At 67.6% G+C, this 22,309-nt stretch carries 17 protein-coding genes; 10 read left to right on the top strand and 7 right to left on the bottom strand.

What is annotated here, in order from left to right; all coding sequences use genetic code 11:
* The 3 genes from J1902_RS15680 to J1902_RS15670 all read right to left on the bottom strand — a co-directional run.
* The coding region (locus J1902_RS15680) for a biotin/lipoyl-containing protein (protein WP_307794471.1) at positions 1-616 on the bottom strand (616 nt) is incomplete at its 3' end.
* 103 nt (positions 617-719) lie between these two features.
* Positions 720-2,102, bottom strand: a complete 1,383-nt coding sequence (gene lpdA / locus J1902_RS15675) for a dihydrolipoyl dehydrogenase (protein WP_207617246.1) — start codon at positions 2,100-2,102, stop codon at positions 720-722.
* 293 nt (positions 2,103-2,395) lie between these two features.
* Positions 2,396-3,916, bottom strand: coding sequence for a leucyl aminopeptidase (locus tag J1902_RS15670; protein ID WP_207617245.1), 1,521 nt, complete (start codon positions 3,914-3,916; stop codon positions 2,396-2,398).
* Between the two features lie 315 nt (positions 3,917-4,231).
* Between J1902_RS15670 and J1902_RS15665 the strand changes: the two genes are divergently transcribed.
* From J1902_RS15665 to J1902_RS15650, 4 genes are all read left to right on the top strand, one after another.
* Positions 4,232-5,176 (top strand): proteasome assembly chaperone family protein, encoded by a 945-nt coding sequence (locus J1902_RS15665; protein ID WP_207617244.1) that lies wholly within the window; start codon positions 4,232-4,234, stop codon positions 5,174-5,176.
* Between the two features lie 35 nt (positions 5,177-5,211).
* Positions 5,212-6,570 carry an MFS transporter gene (locus tag J1902_RS15660; protein WP_207617243.1) on the top strand — a complete coding sequence of 453 codons (1,359 nt, stop codon included), beginning with the start codon at positions 5,212-5,214 and terminating at the stop codon, positions 6,568-6,570.
* A 131-nt stretch (positions 6,571-6,701) separates the two neighbouring features.
* Positions 6,702-7,946, top strand: coding sequence for a DUF4192 family protein (locus J1902_RS15655; protein ID WP_207617242.1), 1,245 nt, complete (start codon positions 6,702-6,704; stop codon positions 7,944-7,946).
* Between the two features lie 246 nt (positions 7,947-8,192).
* The gene (locus J1902_RS15650; RefSeq protein WP_207617241.1) at positions 8,193-9,509 is read left to right on the top strand and encodes an RNA polymerase sigma factor; all 1,317 of its coding nucleotides are present in this window, start codon (positions 8,193-8,195) and stop codon (positions 9,507-9,509) included.
* A gap of 165 nt (positions 9,510-9,674) precedes the next feature.
* Here the strand turns inward: J1902_RS15650 and J1902_RS15645 are convergent, their stop codons facing one another.
* A complete protein-coding gene (locus J1902_RS15645) occupies positions 9,675-9,896 on the bottom strand; it encodes a DUF7455 domain-containing protein (RefSeq protein WP_207617240.1) in 222 nt (73 codons plus the stop codon).
* Positions 9,897-10,116: 220 nt separating this feature from the next.
* Here J1902_RS15645 and J1902_RS15640 point away from each other — a divergent pair, with 220 nt between their 5' ends.
* Positions 10,117-12,225, top strand: coding sequence for a DNA gyrase/topoisomerase IV subunit B (locus J1902_RS15640; protein ID WP_207617239.1), 2,109 nt, complete (start codon positions 10,117-10,119; stop codon positions 12,223-12,225).
* Positions 12,226-12,269: 44 nt separating this feature from the next.
* Here J1902_RS15640 and J1902_RS15635 read toward each other — a convergent pair whose 3' ends face one another.
* Together J1902_RS15635 and J1902_RS15630 are read right to left on the bottom strand one after the other, a co-directional pair.
* The gene (locus J1902_RS15635) at positions 12,270-13,256 is read right to left on the bottom strand and encodes a M56 family metallopeptidase (RefSeq protein ID WP_207617238.1); all 987 of its coding nucleotides are present in this window, start codon (positions 13,254-13,256) and stop codon (positions 12,270-12,272) included.
* 5 nt (positions 13,257-13,261) lie between these two features.
* Positions 13,262-13,648 (bottom strand): BlaI/MecI/CopY family transcriptional regulator, encoded by a 387-nt coding sequence (locus tag J1902_RS15630; RefSeq protein WP_207617237.1) that lies wholly within the window; start codon positions 13,646-13,648, stop codon positions 13,262-13,264.
* A gap of 323 nt (positions 13,649-13,971) precedes the next feature.
* Here J1902_RS15630 and J1902_RS15625 point away from each other — a divergent pair, with 323 nt between their 5' ends.
* The 4 genes from J1902_RS15625 to J1902_RS15610 are packed head-to-tail and all read left to right on the top strand — an operon-like array spanning position 13,972 to position 21,204.
* Positions 13,972-15,561 carry a cytochrome ubiquinol oxidase subunit I gene (locus J1902_RS15625; protein WP_207617236.1) on the top strand — a complete coding sequence of 530 codons (1,590 nt, stop codon included), beginning with the start codon at positions 13,972-13,974 and terminating at the stop codon, positions 15,559-15,561.
* Positions 15,562-15,579: 18 nt separating this feature from the next.
* Positions 15,580-16,656: a cytochrome d ubiquinol oxidase subunit II gene (cydB, locus tag J1902_RS15620; protein WP_207617235.1), complete on the top strand. Its 1,077-nt coding sequence runs from the start codon at positions 15,580-15,582 to the stop codon at positions 16,654-16,656.
* A 3-nt stretch (positions 16,657-16,659) separates the two neighbouring features.
* Complete coding sequence (gene cydD / locus J1902_RS15615) at positions 16,660-20,118, top strand: thiol reductant ABC exporter subunit CydD (protein WP_207617234.1); 3,459 nt, start codon at positions 16,660-16,662, stop codon at positions 20,116-20,118.
* 9 nt (positions 20,119-20,127) lie between these two features.
* On the top strand, positions 20,128-21,204 hold the full coding sequence (locus J1902_RS15610) for a GNAT family N-acetyltransferase (protein WP_207617233.1): 1,077 nt from the start codon (positions 20,128-20,130) through the stop codon (positions 21,202-21,204).
* Between the two features lie 10 nt (positions 21,205-21,214).
* On the opposite strand, the gene J1902_RS15605 is transcribed toward J1902_RS15610, so the two are convergent.
* Entirely contained in the window at positions 21,215-21,733 is a 519-nt protein-coding gene (locus tag J1902_RS15605) for a DinB family protein (protein WP_207617232.1), read from the bottom strand.
* Positions 21,734-21,860: 127 nt separating this feature from the next.
* Here J1902_RS15605 and J1902_RS15600 point away from each other — a divergent pair, with 127 nt between their 5' ends.
* On the top strand, positions 21,861-22,244 hold the full coding sequence (locus tag J1902_RS15600) for a VOC family protein (RefSeq protein ID WP_207617231.1): 384 nt from the start codon (positions 21,861-21,863) through the stop codon (positions 22,242-22,244).
* Positions 22,245-22,309 lie beyond the last annotated feature (65 nt).

Below are 22,309 nucleotides of genomic sequence, written 5' to 3'. Positions count from 1 at the left end.
CCGCCGGAGCAGCAGCTGCGCCGGAGCCGATGACGGCCAGAACGGAGCCGACCTCAGCCGTCTCGTCCTCGTTCACGCGGATTTCCTGCAGGGTGCCTGCAACCGGGGACGGGATTTCGGTGTCGACCTTGTCGGTGGAAACCTCGAGCAGCGGCTCGTCGATCTCAACGGTGTCGCCGACGGCCTTGAGCCAGCGGGTGACGGTTCCCTCGGTGACGCTTTCGCCCAGGGCCGGGAGGGTCACTTCGTGGCCTTCGCCTGCGGGGGCAGTGGCGGCCGGAATGGCAGCTGCCTCGGCGGCCGGGGCTTCCTCCGCGGCGGGGGCGGCGGGTGCAGCTTCAGCGGGTGCGGCCTCGGCAGCGGGAGCAGCAGAGCCGGAGCCGTCGCCGATGCGCACCAGGGGTGCGCCCACTTCGGCGGTCTCGTCCTCAGCGACGAGAATTTCCTCGATGATGCCGGCGATCGGAGAGGGGATTTCGGTGTCTACTTTGTCGGTGGAAACCTCGAGCAGCGGCTCGTCGATCTCTACCCGGTCACCAACCTGCTTGAGCCAGCGGGTGACGGTTCCTTCGGTGACACTCTCACCGAGGGCGGGCAAGTTAACGGATTCAGACATGTCGTCCCCGTTCTCCTTATTGATCTTGTGGATGAATTCTTGGTTCGGTCCGGTGCGTCCGGCAGGTGGGCCGGACGCACCGGACCGTGGCTTGGGTGAAGTCTTAGCCGTGAAGCGGCTTGCCCGCGAGGGCAAGGTGGGCTTCGCCCAGGGTTTCGTTCTGCGTCGGGTGGGCGTGAACCAGCTGTGCGACGTCCTCCGGGTATGCTTCCCAGTTCACGATCAGCTGCGCTTCGCCGATCTGCTCGCCCATGCGGGAGCCGATCATGTGGATGCCGACGACGGGGCCGTCCTTCTGGCGGACAACCTTGACGATGCCGCCGGTGCCGAGGATGGAGCTCTTGCCGTTGCCGGCCAGGTTGTATTCCTGGGTCTCCACCTGGTCGTCACCGAACTTTTCCTTGGCGCCCTTTTCGGTGTAGCCGACGGTGGCGATTTCGGGCTCGCAGAACGTGACCTTGGGGATGTTCACGTCTTCAACGATGGTGGGGTTCAGGCCGGCGATTTCTTCGGCGACGAAGATGCCCTGCTGGTAGCCGCGGTGGGCCAGCTGAACGCCCGGGACGATGTCGCCCACGGCGTAGATGTTGCCTACGCCGGTGTGCAGTCGCTCGTTGGTGATGACGAAGCCACGGTCCAGCGTGATGCCGGCTTCTTCGTAGCCGAGGTTCGCGGTGACGGGGCCACGGCCGACGGCGACCAGGAGCAGCTCTGCTTCGAAGGTCTTGCCGTCAACGAGGGTGACCTTGACGCCGTTCTCGTCCTGCTCAACGCCCTGGAAGAAGATGCCCGTGCTGAACTTGATGCCGCGCTTCTTGAAGGCGCGCTCCAGGTTCTTCACGATGGAGGCGTCCTCGTTCGGGACGAGGGAGGGCAGGCCTTCAATGATGGTGACGTCCACTCCGAAGGACTTCCAGACGGAAGCGAACTCGACGCCGATGACGCCGCCGCCGAGCACGATGGCGCTCTTGGGGATGTAGTCCATCACCAGGGCTTCGTCGGAGGTGATGACCTTGCCGCCGATTTCCAGGCCGGGCAGCGAGCGCGAGTAGGAGCCCGTGGCCAGCACGATGTTCTTGCCGGTGTAGGCGGTGCCGTTCACAACAATGGTGTTGTTGCCCTGCAGCTTGCCCTCACCTTCGATGACGGTGATGCCCTTGGACTTGATGAGTCCCTGCAGGCCCTTGTACTTGCCGGCAACGATGCCGTCCTTGTACGCGTTGACGGCGGACATGTCGATGCCGTCGAACGTGACATTCACGCCGTACTTGCCGGAATCGCGTGCGTGGTCGGCGAGTTCGGCCGAGTGCAGCAGTGCCTTGGTGGGGATGCAGCCGTTGTGGAGGCAGGTGCCTCCGAGCTTCGCCTTTTCGATAAGGCCAACGGTGAAACCAAGCTGTACGGCCCGCAGGGCCGTGGCGTAGCCGCCGCTGCCGCCACCGAGTACCAGGATGTCGAATTCTTGCGCAGTTGCCTGATCGGCCACTTAAACGCTCCCTCGCGTGAATGATGACACGCGACAACGCGTCATCTGGTCTTGGAACTTGTTCTGCCGTGATTATGCCAGCACGAAAGTTCTCTTGCATTTGTGACTACCGTGGTTCACCTTAGCGAACCACCTACCCATGCTCCACCCTCCGCAGGCGTTTGTGGGGCGCTTGTGTCCAGACTCACGTTGAGTTGTGACACGGCAGCCACAATGCCCGCCGTTTCGCGGGTGCCGCAGGGGCCGCGGAGCTGTCCGCAGCCCCTGCGCACGCCCAGGAAGGGGGTCGGGATCTAGGCGGAAACCGCCAGGACGTCCTCCAGATAGGCAAGCAGCGTGCGGACGGTGCAGCCCGTTCCCTGCTTGGGCGTGTAGCCGTAGGGGCTGCCGTTGTTGAACGAGGGGCCGGCGATGTCCACGTGCGCCCACGGGATCTGCTTGCCTGCAGCGTCCTTGCCGACGAACTCGCGCAGGAAGACTGCGGCGGTCATCATGCCGCCATGTTTTTCGCCGATGTTGGCCAGGTCCGCCACCTGGGAATCCAGGCTGGCGCGCAGTTCTTCCGGGAGCGGCATGGGCCAGACCAGCTCGCCCGCGCGGTCGGCTGCCGACTTCAAGGCGGCAGTGACGCTGTCGGAACCCATGACGCCGGCAGTGCGGTTGCCCAGGGCGATCAGCTGCGCGCCGGTCAGCGTGGCGACGTCGATGATGGCGTCCGGCTGCTCGAGGCTCGCGGCCACAAGGCCGTCCGCCATGACCAGCCGGCCTTCGGCGTCGGTGTTGAGCACCTCCACGGTCTTGCCGCCGTAGACGGTGAGGACGTCGGCGGGCCGCTGCGCGGCACCGGAGGGCATGTTCTCGGCGATGCAGAGCCAGGCGGTGACCTTGACGGGCAGGCCCAGTCCGGCGACCGCCAGGACGGTGTTAAGCACGACGGCGGCGCCCGCCATGTCGCTCTTCATGTCACCCATGCCGAGGGCCGGCTTGATCGAGATTCCACCCGTGTCAAAGGTGATGCCCTTGCCCACGAGGGCGATCTTCTTGGTGGCCTTGGCCGGCGCGTACTCCACCTTGACCAGGCGCGGCTGGCGGGTTGAACCCTTTCCGACGCCCAGGATGCCGCCGAAGCCTTCCTTTTCAAGGCGCTTTTCGTCCCACACCGTGATCTTGACGGGCAGGCCCTTGGCGAGTTCCTTGGCAGACTCCGCGAACGACTCGGGGTAGAGGTGGCTCGGCGGTTGGTTGACCAGGGTGCGGGTCGCATTGACGGCACGGCCGAGCAGCCGGGCACGGTCGATGACAGGCTGGGCGTCCTTGGCGGTGACGTCCGTATAGATGACGGCCTTCGCGACGGGGTCCTTCAAGCCATCCTTGCTGGAGCGGTGCTCCGTGTAGGAATAGGCACCCAGGGTGGCGCCTTCGGCGACCGCCGCGACGTCGGCGAGGGCCGCCGTCGGGAAGGCAAGCGTGACAGTGGCGAGCCCGGCGAGCTGGCGGATGGCGGATCCGGCGGCGCGGCGCAGGGCTTCTTCGGCCAGGGCACCGTCCTCCAGTTTGCCGACGCCGGCCAGGACCAGGACACCGGCACCGGTTTCGGGCAGGCCCGGCAGGCGGTGGGCCTGGTCGGCGGCGCCCGTCACGCCCAGAATCTCCAGGGAACCGGCCAGTGTCTCCGCTGCCTTGGCGCTCAACGGGTTCGCCAACAGCACGGGCCCGTCCGCACCTTGCGCCACTCCGATGACGAGCGCGTCACTGGGGGACTTCTTGAGGTCCTTGGCGATAACGGCCAGGGTGATGTCAGTAGTCTTGACCACGAGGATCTGTCCTCACTTCTCTCTGCGTTGCATGGCGGGGGGCTGCATGTTTGGCGCCCGCCCCGGGTGCGCGTCCGCCGTCCTCCTGCGACGACGGCCTTCGTCTTCAGGGCCGCCTGGGCGGCCCGCTTCGATCGTAGTCTCTCGACTGCGCCGGACGGCAATTAAATGAGAGCTGCAGCACATCCGCGCTCAGGAATGCCTGCCCGGCGCATGGCGTTGTAAGAATACATAGAGCTGCGCAGGCCTTCGTCGGTGTGAAACCCAGGCGTGCGGCGGCTACCCCCGAACTTGCCTACGCGAAAGGACCATGCCGTGTTTGAACGGATATCCGGCTCCCTCCTGGACCCCGAGGCGCTCTACGCCAGCAACATCGAACTGTTCCACAGCCCCGAGCTTCGGGGGCTGAACATACTCATGGGATTCACCGGCTTTGCCGACGCCGGGCATGTGGTCAGGCAGATCAACGCCGAACTGCTGGATGGGCTCGACGCCGACGCCGAGGTGGTGGCGGTGTTCGACGCCGACCAGCTGATCGACTACCGCTCCCGGCGCCCGCACATCAGCTTTGTCGAGGACCACCTGCAGGACTACCAGGCGCCGAAGCTGGCGCTCTACCGCCTGAAGGACGGCCTGGGCCAGTCCTTCCTCCTACTCGCGGGCTTCGAGCCGGACCTGCAGTGGGAGCGCTTCTCGCGTGCCGTCGTCGGGATCGTGGAAAAGCTGGACGTCAACCTGGTGACCTGGATCCATTCCATCCCCATGCCGGTGCCGCACACGCGCCCCGTAGGTGTCACGGTGCACGGCAACCGTCCGGAACTCATCGAGGGCATTTCAAGCTGGAAGCCCACGGTGGAGGTGCCGGCGGCCATCGGCCACATCCTCGAGCTCAGGCTCACCGAGGCGGAACGCAACGTGGCCGGCTACGTCATCCACGTGCCGCACTACCTCTCGGAAGCCGAATATCCGCCCGCCGCGGTGGCCGGCCTCGAGTACCTGGGTGCGGCAACGTCCCTTATGCTGCCCACGGACCGTCTCCGCGAGGCAGGACGGGAAGTCGGCCGCCAGATCGCCGAACAGATCGAGGCATCGGAGGAAGTCCAGCAGGTGGTTGCCAAGCTGGAATCCAGCTACGACGAAAAGGCCGAGGGTACGGTCCGCCGTTCGCTGCTGGCTGACGAAAACGATGAACTGCCCAATGCCGAGGACATCGGCGCCGCAGTGGAGGCCTATTTGGCACGAAAGGACTCGCGTCCTTAAATCTGGTTTTAACAGCGGGCTGGCATAATTGAGGGGTGAATGCTCCCCGCGCCTGGCTCATCTGGACAATCGGGGTGTTCGCCTATCTGGTGGCGGTCACCCAGCGGACATCGTTCGGCGTGGCCGGGCTCGAGGCGACCGAGCGCTTCCATGCAAGCGCAGCGGCCATCTCCTTCTTCACCGTGCTGCAGCTTCTCGTCTACGCAGGACTCCAGATTCCCGTCGGCGTCCTGGTTGACCGCTTCGGCTCACGCGCCATGGTGGCCGGCGGAGCCGTGCTCATGGCGCTGGGCCAGCTGCAGCTCGCCCATGCCGACAGCATTCCCGGCGGAGTCATGGGCCGGGTCCTGGTGGGTGCGGGCGACGCCATGACCTTCATTTCGGTGATCCGGCTCATTCCGCTGTGGTTCGCTCCGGCCAAAGTGCCGATCGTAACCCAGCTGACCGGCATGAGCGGTCAACTGGGCCAGCTGTTCAGCGTGGTGCCCTTCGCGCTGATGCTCCAGAGCGTGGGCTGGACACCGGCCTTCCTTGGCCTCGCCGCAATGTCGGTGGTCGCCCTCGTGCTGGTCCTGGCCGTCATGCGCGATGCGCCTCCGGGCCACCCTCCGCGGGAGCCGGGCCAGGGCCTGCGCGCCACCGGCATCTCCCTGTCCCGGGCCTGGAAACAGCCTGGCACCAGGCTGGGCCTCTGGAGCCACTTCACCATCCAGTTCAGCGGCAACGTCTTCGCCATGACCTGGGGGTACCCCTTCCTTATTTCAGCCCAGGGGCTGGACACTGCCACGGTCTCCGGGCTCATGGCACTGTTTGTGGCCACCGCCATCGTGGCCGGCCCTGGCTTCGGCCGCTTCGTGTCCAGGCACCCCATGCGGCGCTCCGCCATGGTCCTGCTGATCACTCTCGCCACGGTGCTGGCCTGGGCGGCCGTGCTGGCCCTGCCGGACAGGGCACCCTTGTGGCTGCTTGCCGTCCTGGTGGTGGTCCTGGCCATCGGCGGGCCCGGATCCATGATCGGCTTCGATTTTGCCCGCACCTTCAACCCCTCCCACCGGATCGGCACGGCCACCGGCATCGTCAATGTGGGCGGGTTCATCGCCGCACTCGTGGCCATCTACCTGATCGGCCTCATCCTCGACGTGCTGAACGCCACGGGCTTCTCAGGCGGAGAGCTCTACGGCCTGGCCCCTTTCCGGATCGCCTTCAGCGTGCACTTCCTGCTTCTTGGCCTCGGCACCGTGCTGATCGTGGTGACCCGCCGCAAGGTGCGCCGGCAGATGGCGGCGCAGGGCGTCCACGTACCGCCGTTGCTGAGCACGCTGCTGGAACAGCGGCGCAGCAGGATTGAACGGCGCCGGATCCGTTCCGACAAGCAGGACAGCCCCACGGCATAGCGGCCGAAGGCGCGGTGTGGCGGCAGGTGGAGGACGCCGGACCCGTCCTCCACAACAGGCTTTCTTTTGCCTTGTCCACATAGGGCGGCTGCAGTCTGTCCGGCCCCGCCGGCGCTGCCGATGCTGGAACCATGACTTCCAAAGAGCGCATGACCATCAGCCAGCCAGAGGACGTTCTGGGTTTCATTCCGCACGTGCTGGGCTATTGGCCCGCCGACAGCCTCGTTGCCATCACCATGCAGGGCAACACTCTGGGCGCCACCTTGCGGGTGGACTTGCCCGCCAGCGGATCACGGAGCATCCTGCCGCTCTTTGCCGCCCGGGTACGGGACTACCTCGCCGCCGATGAACGCGCCGACGGCGTCCTGCTGGCCGTCTTTACTGATGCGGGCTGGCAGGACGGAACCTTGTTGGAACGCAATATGCCCTTGCTGGCGGAGCTCCAGGAAGTGCTCGGCGGCGGACCCTGCGTCCGCGAGGCCTGGTTTGTCGGATCCGAGTACTGGCGGAGCGCGTATTGCACCGACGCTGAGTGCTGCCCGGCGCCGGGACGGCCGGTCGAGCAGATCCGGGACAGCAGGCTCAACGCCGAAATGGTGTACCGGGGGAGCAATGTGGCCGCTCCGCTGTTCACGGGCATGCCGCGTGGCGCGGACCCACGCAGCCGCGGCGCCTTGGATTCCGAGGAGCGGCACCTTCTGCAGATGCTGCGGCGTTGGCGGAGCCGCCGGTCCCTGGACGCCGTGCTGGAGCTCTGGTGCCGGGTCCTCGACGGGCCGGGCGCCCCGTTGACGCCGGAGCTGCTTGGCTTCCTGCGTGCCAGCCTGCGGGTTCCGGCCTGGCGGGATGCCGTGGCGGTGATGGCCGCCGCGGGCACCGCAGCGGCCCGCGGCGGAGCCGAAGCCTTCGGGTACTTCACCGCCACTGACGACGAACCGCCCCTCGACATTCCGGACCTGGCAGGCGCGGGCGAGGCTGCCGGTTCTGAGACCGCCGGTCCCGAGACTGCGGGTGCCGAGACTGCGGGTGCCACGGACGAGGACGCCGGTCCTCTCAGCTACGGAGATGTACTCCTCGGGCTCCGCCCCGACATCCCGGACTGGCCCCGGATGGAACGGCTGGAAACCGTCCTCTTCGGCCTGCGCGACGCCGGTGGTGGCGAAGCCCTCGCCGCAATCCTGACCCTGCAGGGATGGATCCACTGGTGCAAGGGGAGCGGTTCGTTCGCCCACGGCCACTTCGTCCGGGCCGACGCCGAACAACCCGGCTACCGCCTCGCCGAGCTCCTTGGCGAGGTGGTGCGGCGCGGGACGATTTGCGGCTGGGCGCGGCGGCGTGAGGCGGCATGGCGGAAGTTTGGCGGCACGGCCGCCTGAGTTGACGGCCGTGCCCCGCCTTCCGATTCGGAAAAACCGTGAGACAATGGTTGCCGAGACCCGGTTGGGTCCGTGTATCAAGTGCCCGAAATGCCCCTGAACCAGGGAACATTACGGTGCCGTCGGGAGTTCTACTTAGTGGCTCTGCAGGTGGCTCCCGCATTTGATGTTGATCGCGGACTTGACAGGGTCATAGTGGTGTTGCCCGTATGGTGATTCCACAGACCGCCGCTAGAAAGGTTTTCTGTGACCCCGTCTTCCGCCGAGAAGGAACCCGCCGCCCAGGCCGAACTGTCCGCCGAAGAAAAGAAGGCGGCTACGTCTGCGAAGCGCGCGGCGACACGTGCTGCCAACAAGGCTTCCGCTGAAGGCGCCAGCGCCGCGGACAAGCCGGCTCCCAAGAAGCGCGGGCCCAAGCCTGGCGCCAAGGCTGCGGCCGAAGCCGCAAGCAAGTCCGGCGATGTAGACGCCGAGGACGTTGACGTGGAGGACGAGGACTTCGACCCCGCGGCCCCCGATGTCGAGCTCAGCGAGGACGACGTCGAGGAAGGCGCAGCCGCCAAGGACAAGCCTGCCGCCACCGGTTCCGGTTTTGTCTACTCCGACGCCGACGACGACGACGCTCCCGTGCAGCAGGTCATGTCGGCCGGCGCCACGGCCGACCCCGTCAAGGACTACCTGAAGCAGATCGGCAAGGTTGCCCTGCTGAATGCCGAGCAGGAAGTCGACCTGGCCCTTCGGATCGAAGCGGGACTGTTCGCCGAGGAGAAGATCAACGCCGACGACGGTTCGATGGACGCCAAGCTCAAGCGTGAGCTCGAATTCGTCATCCACGACGGCAAGCGCGCCAAGAACCACCTTCTTGAGGCCAACCTGCGCCTCGTGGTCTCGCTGGCCAAGCGCTACACCGGCCGCGGCATGCTGTTCCTGGACCTCATCCAGGAAGGCAACCTGGGCCTGATCCGTGCCGTCGAGAAGTTCGACTACACCAAGGGCTTCAAGTTCTCCACGTACGCCACGTGGTGGATCCGCCAGGCCATCACCCGCGCCATGGCCGACCAGGCCCGCACCATCCGCATCCCGGTGCACATGGTGGAAGTCATCAACAAGCTTGCCCGCGTGCAGCGCCAGATGCTGCAGGACCTCGGCCGCGAACCCACGCCCGAAGAGCTGGCGCTCGAGCTGGACATGACCCCGGAAAAGGTTGTCGAGGTCCAAAAGTACGGCCGCGAGCCGATCTCCCTGCACACGCCGCTGGGTGAAGACGGTGACTCCGAGTTCGGTGACCTCATTGAGGACTCCGAAGCCGTTGTCCCTGCGGACGCCGTGAGCTTCACGCTTCTGCAGGAGCAGCTGCACTCCGTCCTGGACACCCTGTCCGAGCGCGAGGCCGGCGTTGTGGCCATGCGCTTCGGCCTGACCGATGGCCAGCCGAAGACTTTAGACGAAATCGGCAAGGTCTACGGTGTGACGCGCGAGCGCATCCGCCAGATCGAATCCAAGACCATGTCCAAGCTGCGGCACCCGTCCCGCTCCCAGGTCCTGCGGGACTACCTGGACTAGAGCGTCCCGGCTTTGAACGTGTGCGGGTCCCTCCGGAGTTTTCCGGAGGGGCCCGCTCTGTTTTGCCACCGTGATGCGTATTAAAAGCATCAGGGCCCCTCCTGGTAGGAGAAGCCCTGATGCTGTGAAGTTGTGTGCCGGCGTGGTGCGCCGGCGCCATCCCGTCTAGTCGACCGGGACGGGTGCCTTCTCGCTGAGGCGGCCCGTCTCATCGTGCCAGTCGGAGGTCATTGGCCGGAGCGTGGCCTCAACTGCGCGTGCGTGGTGGCCGCAGAAGAGCAGCTCCCCACCGGAGGATTCGAGTACAGCGCGGACATATGCTTGTGCCCCGCAACGATCGCACCGGTCAACTGCGTTGAGCGTGCGGTCTGCAACTGCTGTTGTCATGTCGGCCTCCTTAGTAGTTCTGTATATCCATATAACCAGTATTCGTAGCCAAACCATGCCAAGGATGGATCACGTTCGCTGTCCGCGTATCACATGTGCGTAACGCAGGGAAGTGGCGTCCGGCACGTTCGGGCGTCGCAGCCCATGCCACAAGGCCGGGGCGGCTAGCCTAGTATGAGCACTGTTTGCCTTGATATATCCCTGAAGGAGCGCACCGCGAGTGGCACCGAGTTCTGAATACAACGCCCGGCATCTGTCTGTGCTGGAGGGTCTGGAAGCGGTCCGCAAGCGCCCCGGCATGTACATCGGCTCCACGGACTCGCGCGGCCTCATGCACTGCCTCTGGGAAATTATCGACAACTCCGTTGACGAGGCCCTCGCCGGCTTCGGCCACGACATCAAGGTCATCCTGCACGCGGACAATTCGGTAGAGATCCACGACGACGGCCGCGGCATCCCGGTGGACGTCGAACCCAAGACGGGACTCACCGGCGTCGAGGTCGTCTTCACGAAACTGCACGCCGGCGGCAAGTTCGGCGGAGGCTCCTACACCGCCTCCGGCGGCCTGCACGGCGTGGGCGCCTCGGTGGTCAATGCCCTTTCCGGGCGCCTCGACGTCCAAGTGGACCGCGGCGGGAAGACCTACCAGATGGCCTTCCGCCGCGGCGAGCCCGGCCGCTTCAAGGACACCGGCTCCAAGCCGAACCCGGCCGCGCCCTTCGAGCCGTTCGTCGAAGACTCCGTGCTCGACGTCGTCGGCAAGGCCAAGCGCGGCGTCACCGGCACCCGGGTGCGCTACTGGGCGGACCGGCAGATCTTCACCCCCGACGCCAAGTTCTCCTATGACGAGCTCGCGGCCCGCGCCCGCCAGACCTCCTTCCTGGTCCCCGGCCTGAAGATCACGGTCCGGGACGAGCGCAGGCTGCCCGGCACCCCGGGCGAACACGGCAGCCACGAAGAGGTCTTCCACCACGACGGCGGCATCTCGGAGTTCGTCGAATTCCTCGCCGCCGACGCGGGCGTGACGGACGTCTGGCGGCTGCACGGCGCAGGCAAGTTCAAGGAGACCGTCCCCGTCCTGGACGAAAACGGCCACAGCAAGATTGCCGAGGTCGAGCGTGACTGCGAAGTGGACATCGCGCTGCGCTGGGGCATCGGCTACGAGACCACCATGCGCAGCTACGTCAACATCATTGCCACGCCGAAGGGCGGAACGCACCAGGCCGGCTTCGAGGCGGCGCTCCTGAAGACGTTCCGCAAGGCCGTGGAAACCAACGCCCGCAAGCTCAAGGCCGGCAACGACAAGATCGAAAAGGACGACGTCCTGGCCGGGCTCACCGCCGTGCTGACGGTCCGCCTGGCCGAGCCGCAGTTCGAGGGACAGACCAAGGAAATCCTCGGCACCTCCGCCGTCCGGGCGATCGTCGCCAAGGTGGTGGAGAAGGAGATCACCACCCGGCTGAACTCCGCCAACCGCAACGACAAGGCCCAGTCGGCCCTGCTGCTGGAAAAGATCGTCAGCGAAATGAAATCGCGCATCTCGGCGCGCGTCCACAAGGAAACCCAGCGGCGCAAGAACGCCCTGGAAACCTCCTCAATGCCCACCAAGCTTGCAGACTGCCGCACGGACGACGTCGGACGTTCGGAACTGTTCATCGTGGAAGGCGACTCGGCCCTGGGCACGGCCAAGCTGGCCCGCTCCTCGGACTTCCAGGCCCTGCTGCCCATCCGGGGCAAGATCCTTAACGTCCAGAAGGCGTCGGTGGGCGACATGCTCAACAACGCCGAATGCGCCGCCCTGATCCAGGTGGTGGGAGCGGGATCCGGCCGCAGCTTCGACATCGACGCCGCCCGCTACGGCAAAGTCATCCTCATGACCGACGCCGACGTCGACGGCGCCCACATCCGCACCCTGCTGCTGACGCTCTTCTTCCGCTACATGCGTCCCATGGTGGAGCAGGGCCGCGTCTATGCCGCCGTGCCGCCGCTGCACCGCGTGGAGGTCATCAACCCGGGCCAGAAGGCCAACGAGATGATCTACACGTACTCGGAGGCCGAGCTGCACGTGCTCCTGGCCAAGCTTGCCAAGGAAGGCAAGCGCTACAAGGAGCCGATCCAGCGCTACAAGGGCCTGGGCGAAATGGATGCGCAGCAGCTCGCGGAAACCACCATGGATCCGCGCCACCGCACGCTGCGCAAGGTGGGCATCGAGAGCGCCCAGCGGGCCGAGGAAGTGTTCGATCTGCTGATGGGTTCCGACGTCGCCCCGCGCAAGGAATTCATCATCGCCGGTGCGGCAACCCTGGACCGGGAACGCATCGACGCCTGACGGCTTTCCCGCGGGGTCCCCGATGTCGGGCCGGCGCGGCCGGGTCAGCCCAGCAGGCCGGGAACGATCAGCAGAGCCGTGGGCACTGCCAGCAGCATCGCCGACGCCGCCAGCACCAGGGCGCGCAGCCCTCTGGCAAGCGGCGGCTTCGGTGAGAGCAGGCGGCTGACGCGTGACGCCGTCGTACGCGGTGAATCGGCGCCGCCGGTGGCGCTCAGGGCGCTGTCCTCGACGCCGGTTCCCGCCATTGCCAGCGGCCCCCGCTCCGCGCCCGGTGCCGGGGAGCCGCTGGCGACGATGGCGATGGCCTTGATGAGCGTGCCTTTGCTTTCGGTCCGCAGCGCGACGTCGTCGGCGAGCATTTCGATCAAGGAGTTGACCGCCGTCTGGGCCAGCCGGGTGGTGGGGAACCAAGGAAGCGCCTGCCGCCAGGCAGCGAAGGCCCAGAGCAGGAGGTCGTGCCGCTGGCTCAGATGCGCGTTTTCGTGGATAAGGACGGCGCGGAGTTCGTCCGGCTCCAAGGCGGCCATGAGCCCGTCCGAGAGGACAGTCACTGACCGTGCGCCGCCCGGCAGGCAGTACGCCACGGGGGAGTCGTGGTTGATGACCACGGTGCCCGGGCCGTCGTCGGACGGTGACGCGAGCAGCTCCAGCAGCTGCCGGTGCCGGCGGCGCTGGCGCTCGATCTTGTAGTAGGTGAGCAGCAGCGTGAACACAAGGTGCGCGCTGAGCAGGGCCGCGGCCGACAGGGCGAAGAGGTGCCAGAAGCCCAGCGCGGTGGTGGGCTCGTTGCGCAGGACCATGCCGGCGAGTCCGCGGAGCCCGGCGATGAGGTTCTCGCCGATCGGTTCAAGCCCGTAGACGAGCATGGCGCCGATCATCGAGAGCCCACCGGCCAATGCGATCGCTTGCCACAGCACCATGGCCGTAAAGGGGGAACGTGCCGGCCATTGGGCCCGCGATAAAAGCACGGGCACAGGCCACGCCAGAATCAATGCCAGGACCGCCAGGAAGTATGAGGTCCAGAACATAGTGGCTAATTGTAGCCGAGCAGTTTGCGCAGTGTTGCGGCTTCGCCTTCCGTGACGGAACCGATGAAGCGGGCCAGTACGGCCTCGCGGTCCGGGGCGGATCCCAGGACCTCGTGCATGAGTTCGGCGGTGTGGTCTGCCCGGCTGGACACGGCCTGGTAGCGGTGCGGGCGGGTGCCCCGTTCGCGCTCCACCAGGCCCTTCTTCTCCAGGCGGGACAGCACCGTCAGCACGGTGGTCACCGCAAGATCCTTGCCCTGGTGGCCGGCGTTGCCGTCCACCGCGGCGGAGTCCTGCGCCAGCAGGTCGCGGAGAGTATTGGCTGTCGCGGCCTCGTGGCCTGCCCAGAGCAGGTCCATGACTGCCCGTTCCAGTTCGCCAAGACTTGCCATCTATACGTCCCTACCTTCCGTCTCCCGGGGCCGTTCCGGCCGCCCAAGAGGCGATGATCCAACATTCCACCATCAATCTACCGCTTTTCGGCCGTTGATTCTACGCGAGGTAGAACCATCGGCGTGGCGAGGGCGGGTTCGTGGCCCGCAGCGGCGGCCTCCGCCCGGCAATGCCTCCGCCCGCCCCCCTTGCGGCACTGTGACACCGCTTGAAGAATGGTAAGCGTGTGACGGCATTTGTTCTACACTGTGTAGAAGAGTAGTTTTCTACGTAACGTAGAAATAGGGAGGCCGCACTTCGGTCCACCGGACAAAGGACAGCCATGGACGCCTTGGAAATTGCACGCTGGCAATTCGGAATCACCACCGTCTACCACTTCATGATGGTGCCGCTGACTATCGGCCTGGGGCTGGTGGTTGCCGTGATCCAGACCATTTGGTACCGCACGGGCAGGCCCGAATACCTCCGGATGACCAAGTTCTGGGGCAAGCTCTTCCTGATCAACTTCATCATGGGCGTGGCCACGGGCATCGTGCAGGAATTCCAGTTCGGCATGGCCTGGAGCGAGTACAGCCGCTTCGTCGGCGATGTTTTCGGCGCACCGCTGGCCCTTGAAGCCCTGCTGGCCTTCTTCGTCGAATCCACCTTCCTGGGCCTGTGGATCTTCGGCTGGAAGCAGCTCAAACGCGGCGTGCACCTCGCGTGCCTGTGGATTGCCGTGGTGGGCTCGATCTTCTCCGCCTACTTCATCATCGTGGCCAACTCCTGGATGCAGCACCCCGTGGGCGTGGAAATGGTCAACGGCCGGCCCGTCATGACCGATGCCTGGGCCGTCTTCACCAACAACACAGCACTGGTGGCCGTGCCCCACACACTCTTCGGCGCCCTCGGCGTGGCCGGGGCCTTCCTGCTCGGCATTGCCTGGTACCACCTGTGGCGCCGCCGCCATGACGGCATCGACACGGTGGGCGCGGACGGCCGGGCCATCCCCGGCGAAACCGCCATTCCGGGCCGGGACACGACCGACTACCAGGTCTGGATCCGCTCCCTGCGCATCGGCGCCGTGGTCGCCATGATTTCCTTCGCCGGCACAGCACTCACCGGTGACCTGCAGGGCAAACTGATGTTCGAACAGCAGCCCATGAAGATGGCCGCCGCCGAGGCCGCCTGCCATGACGGCACCGGCTTCTCCGTCCTGAGCGTCGGCAACCTGGGTGCCAAGAACTGCGACGACATCGTGGCCGTCATTGAAGTACCGGGCATCCTCTCCTTCCTGGCCAAGGGCGACTTCACCACCGAGGTCAAAGGCGTGAACAGCCTGCTGGACCAGTACAAGGCCGACTACGGCACGCACCTCCCGGACAACCCCCTGTACGGCGAGCGCGCAGGCCAGGAAATCCAGTACGTTCCCGTGATGGAAGTGACCTACTGGGGCTTCCGCATGATGATCGGCTTCGGCGGAATCGCCGCGTTCGCCGCACTGCTGGCGCTCTGGGCCACCCGCAAGGGCGCTGTCCCGCAGTCCCGCTGGCTCATGCGCCTTGCCGTCTTCGGCATCCTGGCCCCCTTCGGCGCCAATGCGGCGGGCTGGATCTTCACCGAAATGGGCCGCCAGCCCTTCGTCGTGGCACCCAACCCGGATGCGAACGGCATCGACCAGGTCTTTATGTTCACCGCCGCCGCGGTCTCGCCGGGAGTCGGCCCCGGCGAGCTCATGACCTCGCTGGTGGTCCTGACCGCCATCTATGCAGTGCTGTTGGTGGTCGAGGTCCGGCTGCTGGTCAAGTACGTGCGCGGCGGCGTGGTCTCCGCGATGCCGGAGCTCGGCCATGGCCCGGAGGCGGCCGGCGACGGCGGAACGCCCGGCGCCCCGGGGCAGCACAAAGACGACGTCCTGGCATTCGCCTACTAGGAAGCAGAGGAATCTCGAATGGAACTGTTGCCTGCCATCTGGTTCGTGGCCATCGCCGTGCTCTGGACCGGCTACCTCTTCCTGGAGGGTTTCGACCTCGGCGTCGGAATGCTCATGAAGCTGTTCGCCCGTGACAACACGGACCGGCGCGTGCTGCTCAACACGATCGGCCCGGTGTGGGACGGGAACGAGGTCTGGCTGCTGACCGCCGCCGGCGCCACCTTCGCCGCGTTCCCGCTGTGGTACGCCTCGCTGTTCTCGGCCCTGTACCTGCCGCTGCTCTGCGTGCTGGTGGCGCTGATCTTCCGTGCCGTGGCCTTCGAATACCGGGGCAAGGTGGACACTGCGCGCTGGCGCACCGTCTGGGACTGGGCGATCGCCGTCGGCTCCTTCGTGGCCGCCTTCGGCATCGGCGCCGCACTGGCCCTGACCACCACAGGCCTCCCGCTGGACGCCAACGGCGACCGCAGCGGCGGACCCTTCGCCTGGTTCAGCGGCTACGCGCTGCTGGGCGGCCTCGGCGTGGTGGCCTTCGCCCTGGTCCATGCGCTGGCGTTCCTCGCACTGAAGACCGACGGCGATGTCCGGCACCGGGCACGCCGCTGGTTCGTGCGGCTGGTCCCCGTTGCCGTGCTGCCCATGCTGGGCTGGATGGTTTCCGTGCAGCTGCTCAGCGGCAAGCCCTGGACATGGGCCCTGGTGGCAGCCGGTGTGCTGGCCGTCTCGGCTGCGTGGATCCTGGCCCGGAAGGGCGCTGAGGGCAGGTCGTTTGCCGCGCTGGGCGCCTTTGTGGTCTGCGCAACGGCATCGATCTTCGGGGCAGCCTTCCCCGTGGTCATCCCGTCCACCCTGGACGCGGCCTTCAACCTGACCATCTCCAATGCCTCGTCCTCGGACTACACGCTGGGCCTCATGAGCATCGTGGCCGCGTTCGGCCTTCCCCTGGTGATCGCCTACCAGGCCTGGACCTACTGGGTGTTCCGCCGCCGTGTCAGTGCCGCCCACATCCCGCCGGCCCACGGCTTCCTCCCGGCCATCGCGGCCAAGGTCCTGGTGGCGAAGCCCGCGGCACCCGGCACCGGCGCCTCGGAGTAGCCCATGAAGCCCGAGTTCCCCGCCGGACCGTCCACCCGCGCCGCCCTGTACCTGCTGGGCCTGCTCGCCGCGCTCAAGGCCTTGTCGCTGGTCCTCATGGGCCAGGCCGTGGCCGCGATGCTGGCCGGCCTCGCCGGCGGGGGAGCCGGGTGGCGGGAGCAGCTCGCCTGGGGTGCCGCCGGTGCGGTGCTGCGCTCCCTCGCCGTGTGGGGCCAGGGTGTCGCCTCGCGCCGCGGGGCCCTGGGGGTCAAGGAGGAACTCCGCTCACGGCTGCTGGAGCGCTCGCTGCACAGCGGCGCGGCGGACGGTCGCGAGGGGATGAGCGACGGCGGACTCGCAGTCCTCGCGACGCGCGGCCTGGACGCGCTGGACAACTACTACACCCAGTTCCTGCCGGCACTGGTCAACTGCGCCGCCGTGCCCCTGCTGTTGGGGGCCCGGATCCTGTTCGCCGACTGGGTCAGCGCCGTGGTCATCGTGCTCACGGTGCCCCTGGTGCCGCTCTTCATGGTGCTGATCGGCCGCCACACCGAAGACCGCGTGCGTGAGGCCCAGGCCACCCTCCGCCGCCTCTCCGGGCACATCCTGGAACTGGCCAAGGGCCTGCCGGTCCTGGTGGGGCTGGGGCGGGCCAGCGATCAGCGCGCCGCCCTCGAGGACATTTCCGAGCAGTACCGCACCCGCACCATGGGCACGCTGCGCACGGCCTTCCTCTCCGCCCTGGCCCTGGAGCTCATCGCCACGATCTCCGTGGCGGTCGTGGCCGTGTTCATCGGCGTGCGGCTGGTAGCCGGGGACATGGGCCTGGAGGCCGTGCTGCTGGCACTGATCCTCGCCCCGGACTGCTACCTGCCCCTGCGTGAACTCGGCACGGCCCACCACGCCAGCGACGACGGCCGGGCCGCGCTCGCCGCCGCCAACGGCGTCCTGGACACCCCCCGCGCCCGGCGGCTGGAGTCCGCTTCCGGCACGCCCGACGACGGCAGGCCGGCCGGCGTCGACGTCACCGGGCTGTCCGTGAGCTACACGGGGAGGCGGACGGCCGCCGTCGGGCCTCTCGATTTCCACGCCCCGGCGGGGCGGATCACTGCCCTCGACGGGCCCAGCGGCGCTGGGAAGAGCACCGTACTGGGAGTCCTGGCCGGCACCATCGGCGACGGAGCGGGCGCCGCCGTGACGGGCCGGATCACCGGGATCAGCGAAGGCGCCGTGGCGTGGGTTCCGCAGCACCCGGCCATGGTCGCCGGCACGGTGCTCGAGGAGATCGTCCTGTATCTGGGTGGAGGAGACGAGGGCGGGGATGACGAGGCCGGGCAGCGCGGGGGCGCAGGCTCCGGCGACGCCGCGGCCAGGGCGGTCCTGTCCAGGGCGTCGGCGGCCCACCTGGCGGCGAAACACCCCGCGGAACTGAGCCCCGGCGAGCTGCGCAGAGTGGCACTGGCCCGCGGGTTGGCCCGCCTCGACGCCGGTGCCACTGTGCTGCTGCTGGACGAACCCACGGCCCACCTGGACCACGAATCCGCCCAGGCCGTGCGCTCGGCCATCGAGTCGCTGCGCGGCACGGCCACCGTGATTCTGGTGGCCCACGACGCGGAGACCAGGGCGCTCGCCGAGCACGTGGTAACGCTGGGCGCCGTCCCGGGCGGGACGTCCGGCACCGCGCAGGCCGTCCCCGCACGCGACGCTGTATCCCGAACGCTCCCTGCCGGGACCTCCTCCGCCCCGGCCACGGATTCCGCGGCGGCTGCCCTGGTCACGGCAGTGCCAGGCGCCGGACGGAGCCTGGCACGCATCCTCGGCCCGCTGTGGCTGCGCTTCACCGGTGCCGGCGCCGTGGGCGCGCTCGCGGCACTGTTCGCCGTGGCACTGTCCGGCCTGTCCGGATGGCTGATCATCCGCGCCAGCGAACAGCCGCCCATCCTCTATTTGCTGGGCGCGATCGTCGGCGTCCGGTTCTTCGGCATCGGCAGGGCCGTGCTCCGCTACTGGGAACGCCTCCTGACCCACGACGCCGTCTTCGCCGCCATGACACGGCTCCGCGGCTCGCTGTGGGCCACGCTCAGCCGCCGCGCCCTGTCCCTCCGGCGCCTGCTGCAGGGCGGTAATGTGCTGGGCGCGGTGGTGGACGACGTCGACACGCTCCGGGACCTGCTGCCCCGGGTGGTGCTTCCCCCGCTGACGGCGCTCGCCGTCGCGGCCTCCGGCGTCACCGCTGCGGCCCTGCTGGTGCCGGCCGCCGTGCCTGCCGTCGCCCTTGCCGCGCTCTGTGGGCTGGTGGTGGCTCCCGTGGCCGCACTGCTTGCGGACCGGAACGCGGCCCGGGCCGAACAGCAGCTCCGCTCGGTGGTCCTGGATGGCGTCGCCTCCGCCCTGGACGCCCGGGCCGAACTCAGCGCCAACGGCGTTGCGGCCCCGGTCCTGCGCCGGCTCCGCGGCAGCGACCGTGCCGCCACGGCAGCAGCCCAGCGCTCGGCCTGGGCCGAGGGGCTGGGCCAGGCAATCACGGTGCTCGCGTGTTCGCTGGCAGCCCTCTGGGCGGGCCTGCTCGCCGCGCCGGCCGTGGAAGGCGGTACAGCAGCGCCGGCCATTGCCGCCGTCGTGGTCCTCATGCAGCTCGCCCTCGTGGAACCGTACGCCGCCGTGGTCACTGCCTTGCGCCAGGCGCCGGCCCTCGCGGCGGTCCTCAATCGCGTGGCCGGCTCGGGCGCCCTGGAGGCTCCCGGCCGCAGCATCCCCGACGCCGGCGTCCGGCCCCTGCCCGACCGCCCCGGCAACGTCTCCGGGCTGCGGTTCGACAACGCCGCGGCGGCCTGGCCCGGGGGTCCGGCCGTGTTCAGCGGGCTCAGCGCAGAGGCGGCCCCGGGCCGCTGGCTCGCCGTCACCGGACCGTCCGGCTCCGGCAAGTCCACACTGCTCTCCGTGATGCTGGGCTTCCTCCCCGTGCAGGAAGGCACCACGCAGCTCACTGGCACGGCAGCCTGGTGCCCGCAGGAGGCCCACCTCTTCGACTCCACCATCCGCGGCAACCTCCTGCTGGCCCGGCCCGCCGGCAACAAGCCCGGCGACGACGCCATGCACCGGGCGCTGGCCGCCGTCGGGCTCTCCGCCCTGGTGGCGGGAATGCCCGGCGGGCTGGACGCGCGGATCGGCCCCGGCGGGGCCTTCCTCAGCGGCGGCGAACGGCAGCGGCTCGCCATGGCCCGGACCCTCCTCAGCGGAGCTTCGGTCCTGCTGCTGGATGAGCCCACAGCGCACCTGGACGCCGCCTCCGCGCGGACCATGATGGCCGAACTCCGTGCGGGACTGAAGGACGTCACGGTGGTCCTGGTGACGCACAACCCGGCGGACATAGACCCGGCGGACGCACGCCTGGACTTGGCTTCCCTGGATGCCGCTGTCCCGTATGCCGGCGGCGGTACGCCAGGCGCGCCGGAGCTGGTGGGACAGGGTACTTCTCAGTAGCCTGTTGGCATGTCTTCCACAGAGCAACCGTTCACTGCGCAACCGTTCACTGCGCAACCGTTCACCACGCACGCCAGGAAAGAAGCCTTCGCCGGGGCGGAATATCCGGACTCCGCTGCAACAGGACTGGACTGGCGCCCCGCCACGGCCTCGGACTTGGACGGCTGGGCCGCCCTGATTGCTCGCGCGGCCGCCGTCGAGCATCCCGTCTGGTTCGACAAGCACGCCGACCTGGTCCAGGTCCTGGAGAACAGCAAGAACGATCCGCGCACCCACACCGTGCTGGGGACCGACGGCGACGGCGTCCCGCGCGCCTATGGCCGCCTTGCCAAGAACCCGGACGGTGACAAGGCCCAGGGCATGGGATGCGTGGACCCCGGCTGGCAGCGTAGGGGCATCGGCACCGCCATTGTGGCCTGGCAGGAGCGGCTCGCCGTGGCGCGCTTTGCCGCGGACGCGAGCCCAGGTCACGCGCCGGTGCAGGCCAGGCTGCGGATCTTCAACGAGGAGGGCCAGCGGGGCCGTTCGGCGTTGCTACAGCGGCTGGGCTACACGACGGTCCGCTGGTACAACGAAATGCACCGGTCCTTGGCGGTCCCTCTCCCGGAAGTGCCAGTGACTGAAGGGCTGGAACTCGTCACCCTGGAGCCCTCGCTGCATGAGGCCGCGCGGCTGGCCCACAACGACGCCTTCCGGGACCACTGGGGGAGCGAGCCACGGGATGAGGAATCCTGGCGTTTCACGCTGGAGCACCCCCTGCTCCGGCCTGACTGGAGCACCGTGGTCCTTGACCCAGCCAGCGGCGAGGTGGCCGGCTACCAGCTGGCGAGCTTTGATCCGGACACGGCAGCCGAACGTGGCTTTACGGAGGGCTACACCGAACTCCTGGGCGTCCGGCGTTCCTACCGGGGGCGCGGGATCGCCCAGGCGCTGCTGGCCGATGCCATGCGCCGCTTCGCCGGCTCCGGCATGGACGTGGCCTCGCTGGACGTCGACTCGGAAAACCCCACCGGCGCCCTGGCCCTGTACATGGGCATGGGCTATACGGCGGTCAACCGTTCCATGTCGTGGGAGAAGCTGCTTTAGCCGTCCACCTTCAGCCGTCCACGTCGTGCAGGTGGTGGACCACATCGTGCAGGAAATACTGCCCGAACGTCAGCACCGTGAAGGCGGAGCCGTTGCTCCGGGTTCCGGTCCGCTGCCATTCGTCCTCGACGACGGCGGCGAACGTCGCGGCGATCTGCTCGCCTTCGGCCTGCAGCTGGTCCGCGACGGCACGGGCATCCGCGCCGGCGTAGTCGCCGTCGATCGCTGCCTGGTCCTGGTCCCAGTCGGCGAACGTGGCGCCCTCCTCGCTGAGCATCAGGTTGAGCCGCTGGTCGAACAGGCTGAAGACATCGCGCACATGGCAGGCGTACTCCAGCGCGGACCAGGTGTGCCCGTTGGGCCGCACGGCGACATCCTCGCGGCGCAGCACCTGGCGCCAGCGCGGCAGCATGTTGGTGACAGTTCCCGGCACGGTGGAAGGGGTGACGGTGGTGGCGTCGAAACCGCATTCGGGGCACGGCCGGGACAGCACCCAGGTCCAGTCTTTGTCGTCAGGCATGATCGGCATGCGCCCAGTCTAGGGCCCGCCTGCGCCGAACGCCGGGAGCCCGCAAAGTTGAAGCAATTTGCCCGGTACTTGCAGCGTCGTCAGGAGTAAAGTTCATCCCGGGGCAGAGCCCGGAAAGTGAACAGCCATGCTCAAGGATCTAAGCGTCGCGGCCGTACTGCCGGCCAGCGACATCAGCCGCGCCCGGGACTTTTACCGGGACAAGCTCGGCCTGGAACCGGACAATCCGGAAGCCACTGACAACCTGATGTACAAGTGCGGAAACGGCACGGCCTTCATGATCTATCAGACGCCCAACGCCGGGACCGCCAAAAACACCCAGATGGGGTGGCAGGTTGCCGATCTCGACCAGGAAATGGCCGATCTCAAGTCCCGTGGCGTCGTCTTCGAAGAATACGACTTCCCGGGGCTGAAGACGGAGAACGGCGTCGCCACCATGCCGGACGGCGAACGCGGCAGCTGGTTCCTCGATTCGGAAGGAAACATCCTCAGCATCGCCACGATGCCCTAGAAAGCACCAAGAGGCACAGGAACGGCAAGGCGGGGGCCGGCGGCAGAACCGCCGGCCTAGGCCTT

This window comes from Arthrobacter cavernae, assembly GCF_017368795.1.
GTDB lineage: Bacteria > Actinomycetota > Actinomycetes > Actinomycetales > Micrococcaceae > Arthrobacter > Arthrobacter cavernae.
Note: the sequence above shows the minus strand (reverse complement) of the source record. Positions and strands in the feature narration are given on the sequence as shown.

What these genes read in the sequence shown, in the direction of transcription:
- J1902_RS15635 (WP_207617238.1), bottom strand. Translation starts at nt 13,256, where the DNA reads ATGTTCTGGACCTCATACTTCCTGGCGGTCCTGGCATTGATTCTGGCG.
- J1902_RS15605 (WP_207617232.1), bottom strand. Translation starts at nt 21,733, where the DNA reads ATGCCGATCATGCCTGACGACAAAGACTGGACCTGGGTGCTGTCCCGG.
- cydB (WP_207617235.1), top strand. Translation starts at nt 15,580, where the DNA reads ATGGAACTGTTGCCTGCCATCTGGTTCGTGGCCATCGCCGTGCTCTGG.
- J1902_RS15655 (WP_207617242.1), top strand. Translation starts at nt 6,702, where the DNA reads ATGACTTCCAAAGAGCGCATGACCATCAGCCAGCCAGAGGACGTTCTG.
- J1902_RS15610 (WP_207617233.1), top strand. Translation starts at nt 20,128, where the DNA reads ATGTCTTCCACAGAGCAACCGTTCACTGCGCAACCGTTCACTGCGCAA.
- J1902_RS15630 (WP_207617237.1), bottom strand. Translation starts at nt 13,648, where the DNA reads ATGGCAAGTCTTGGCGAACTGGAACGGGCAGTCATGGACCTGCTCTGG.
- cydD (WP_207617234.1), top strand. Translation starts at nt 16,660, where the DNA reads ATGAAGCCCGAGTTCCCCGCCGGACCGTCCACCCGCGCCGCCCTGTAC.
- J1902_RS15645 (WP_207617240.1), bottom strand. Translation starts at nt 9,896, where the DNA reads ATGACAACAGCAGTTGCAGACCGCACGCTCAACGCAGTTGACCGGTGC.
- J1902_RS15625 (WP_207617236.1), top strand. Translation starts at nt 13,972, where the DNA reads ATGGACGCCTTGGAAATTGCACGCTGGCAATTCGGAATCACCACCGTC.
- J1902_RS15600 (WP_207617231.1), top strand. Translation starts at nt 21,861, where the DNA reads ATGCTCAAGGATCTAAGCGTCGCGGCCGTACTGCCGGCCAGCGACATC.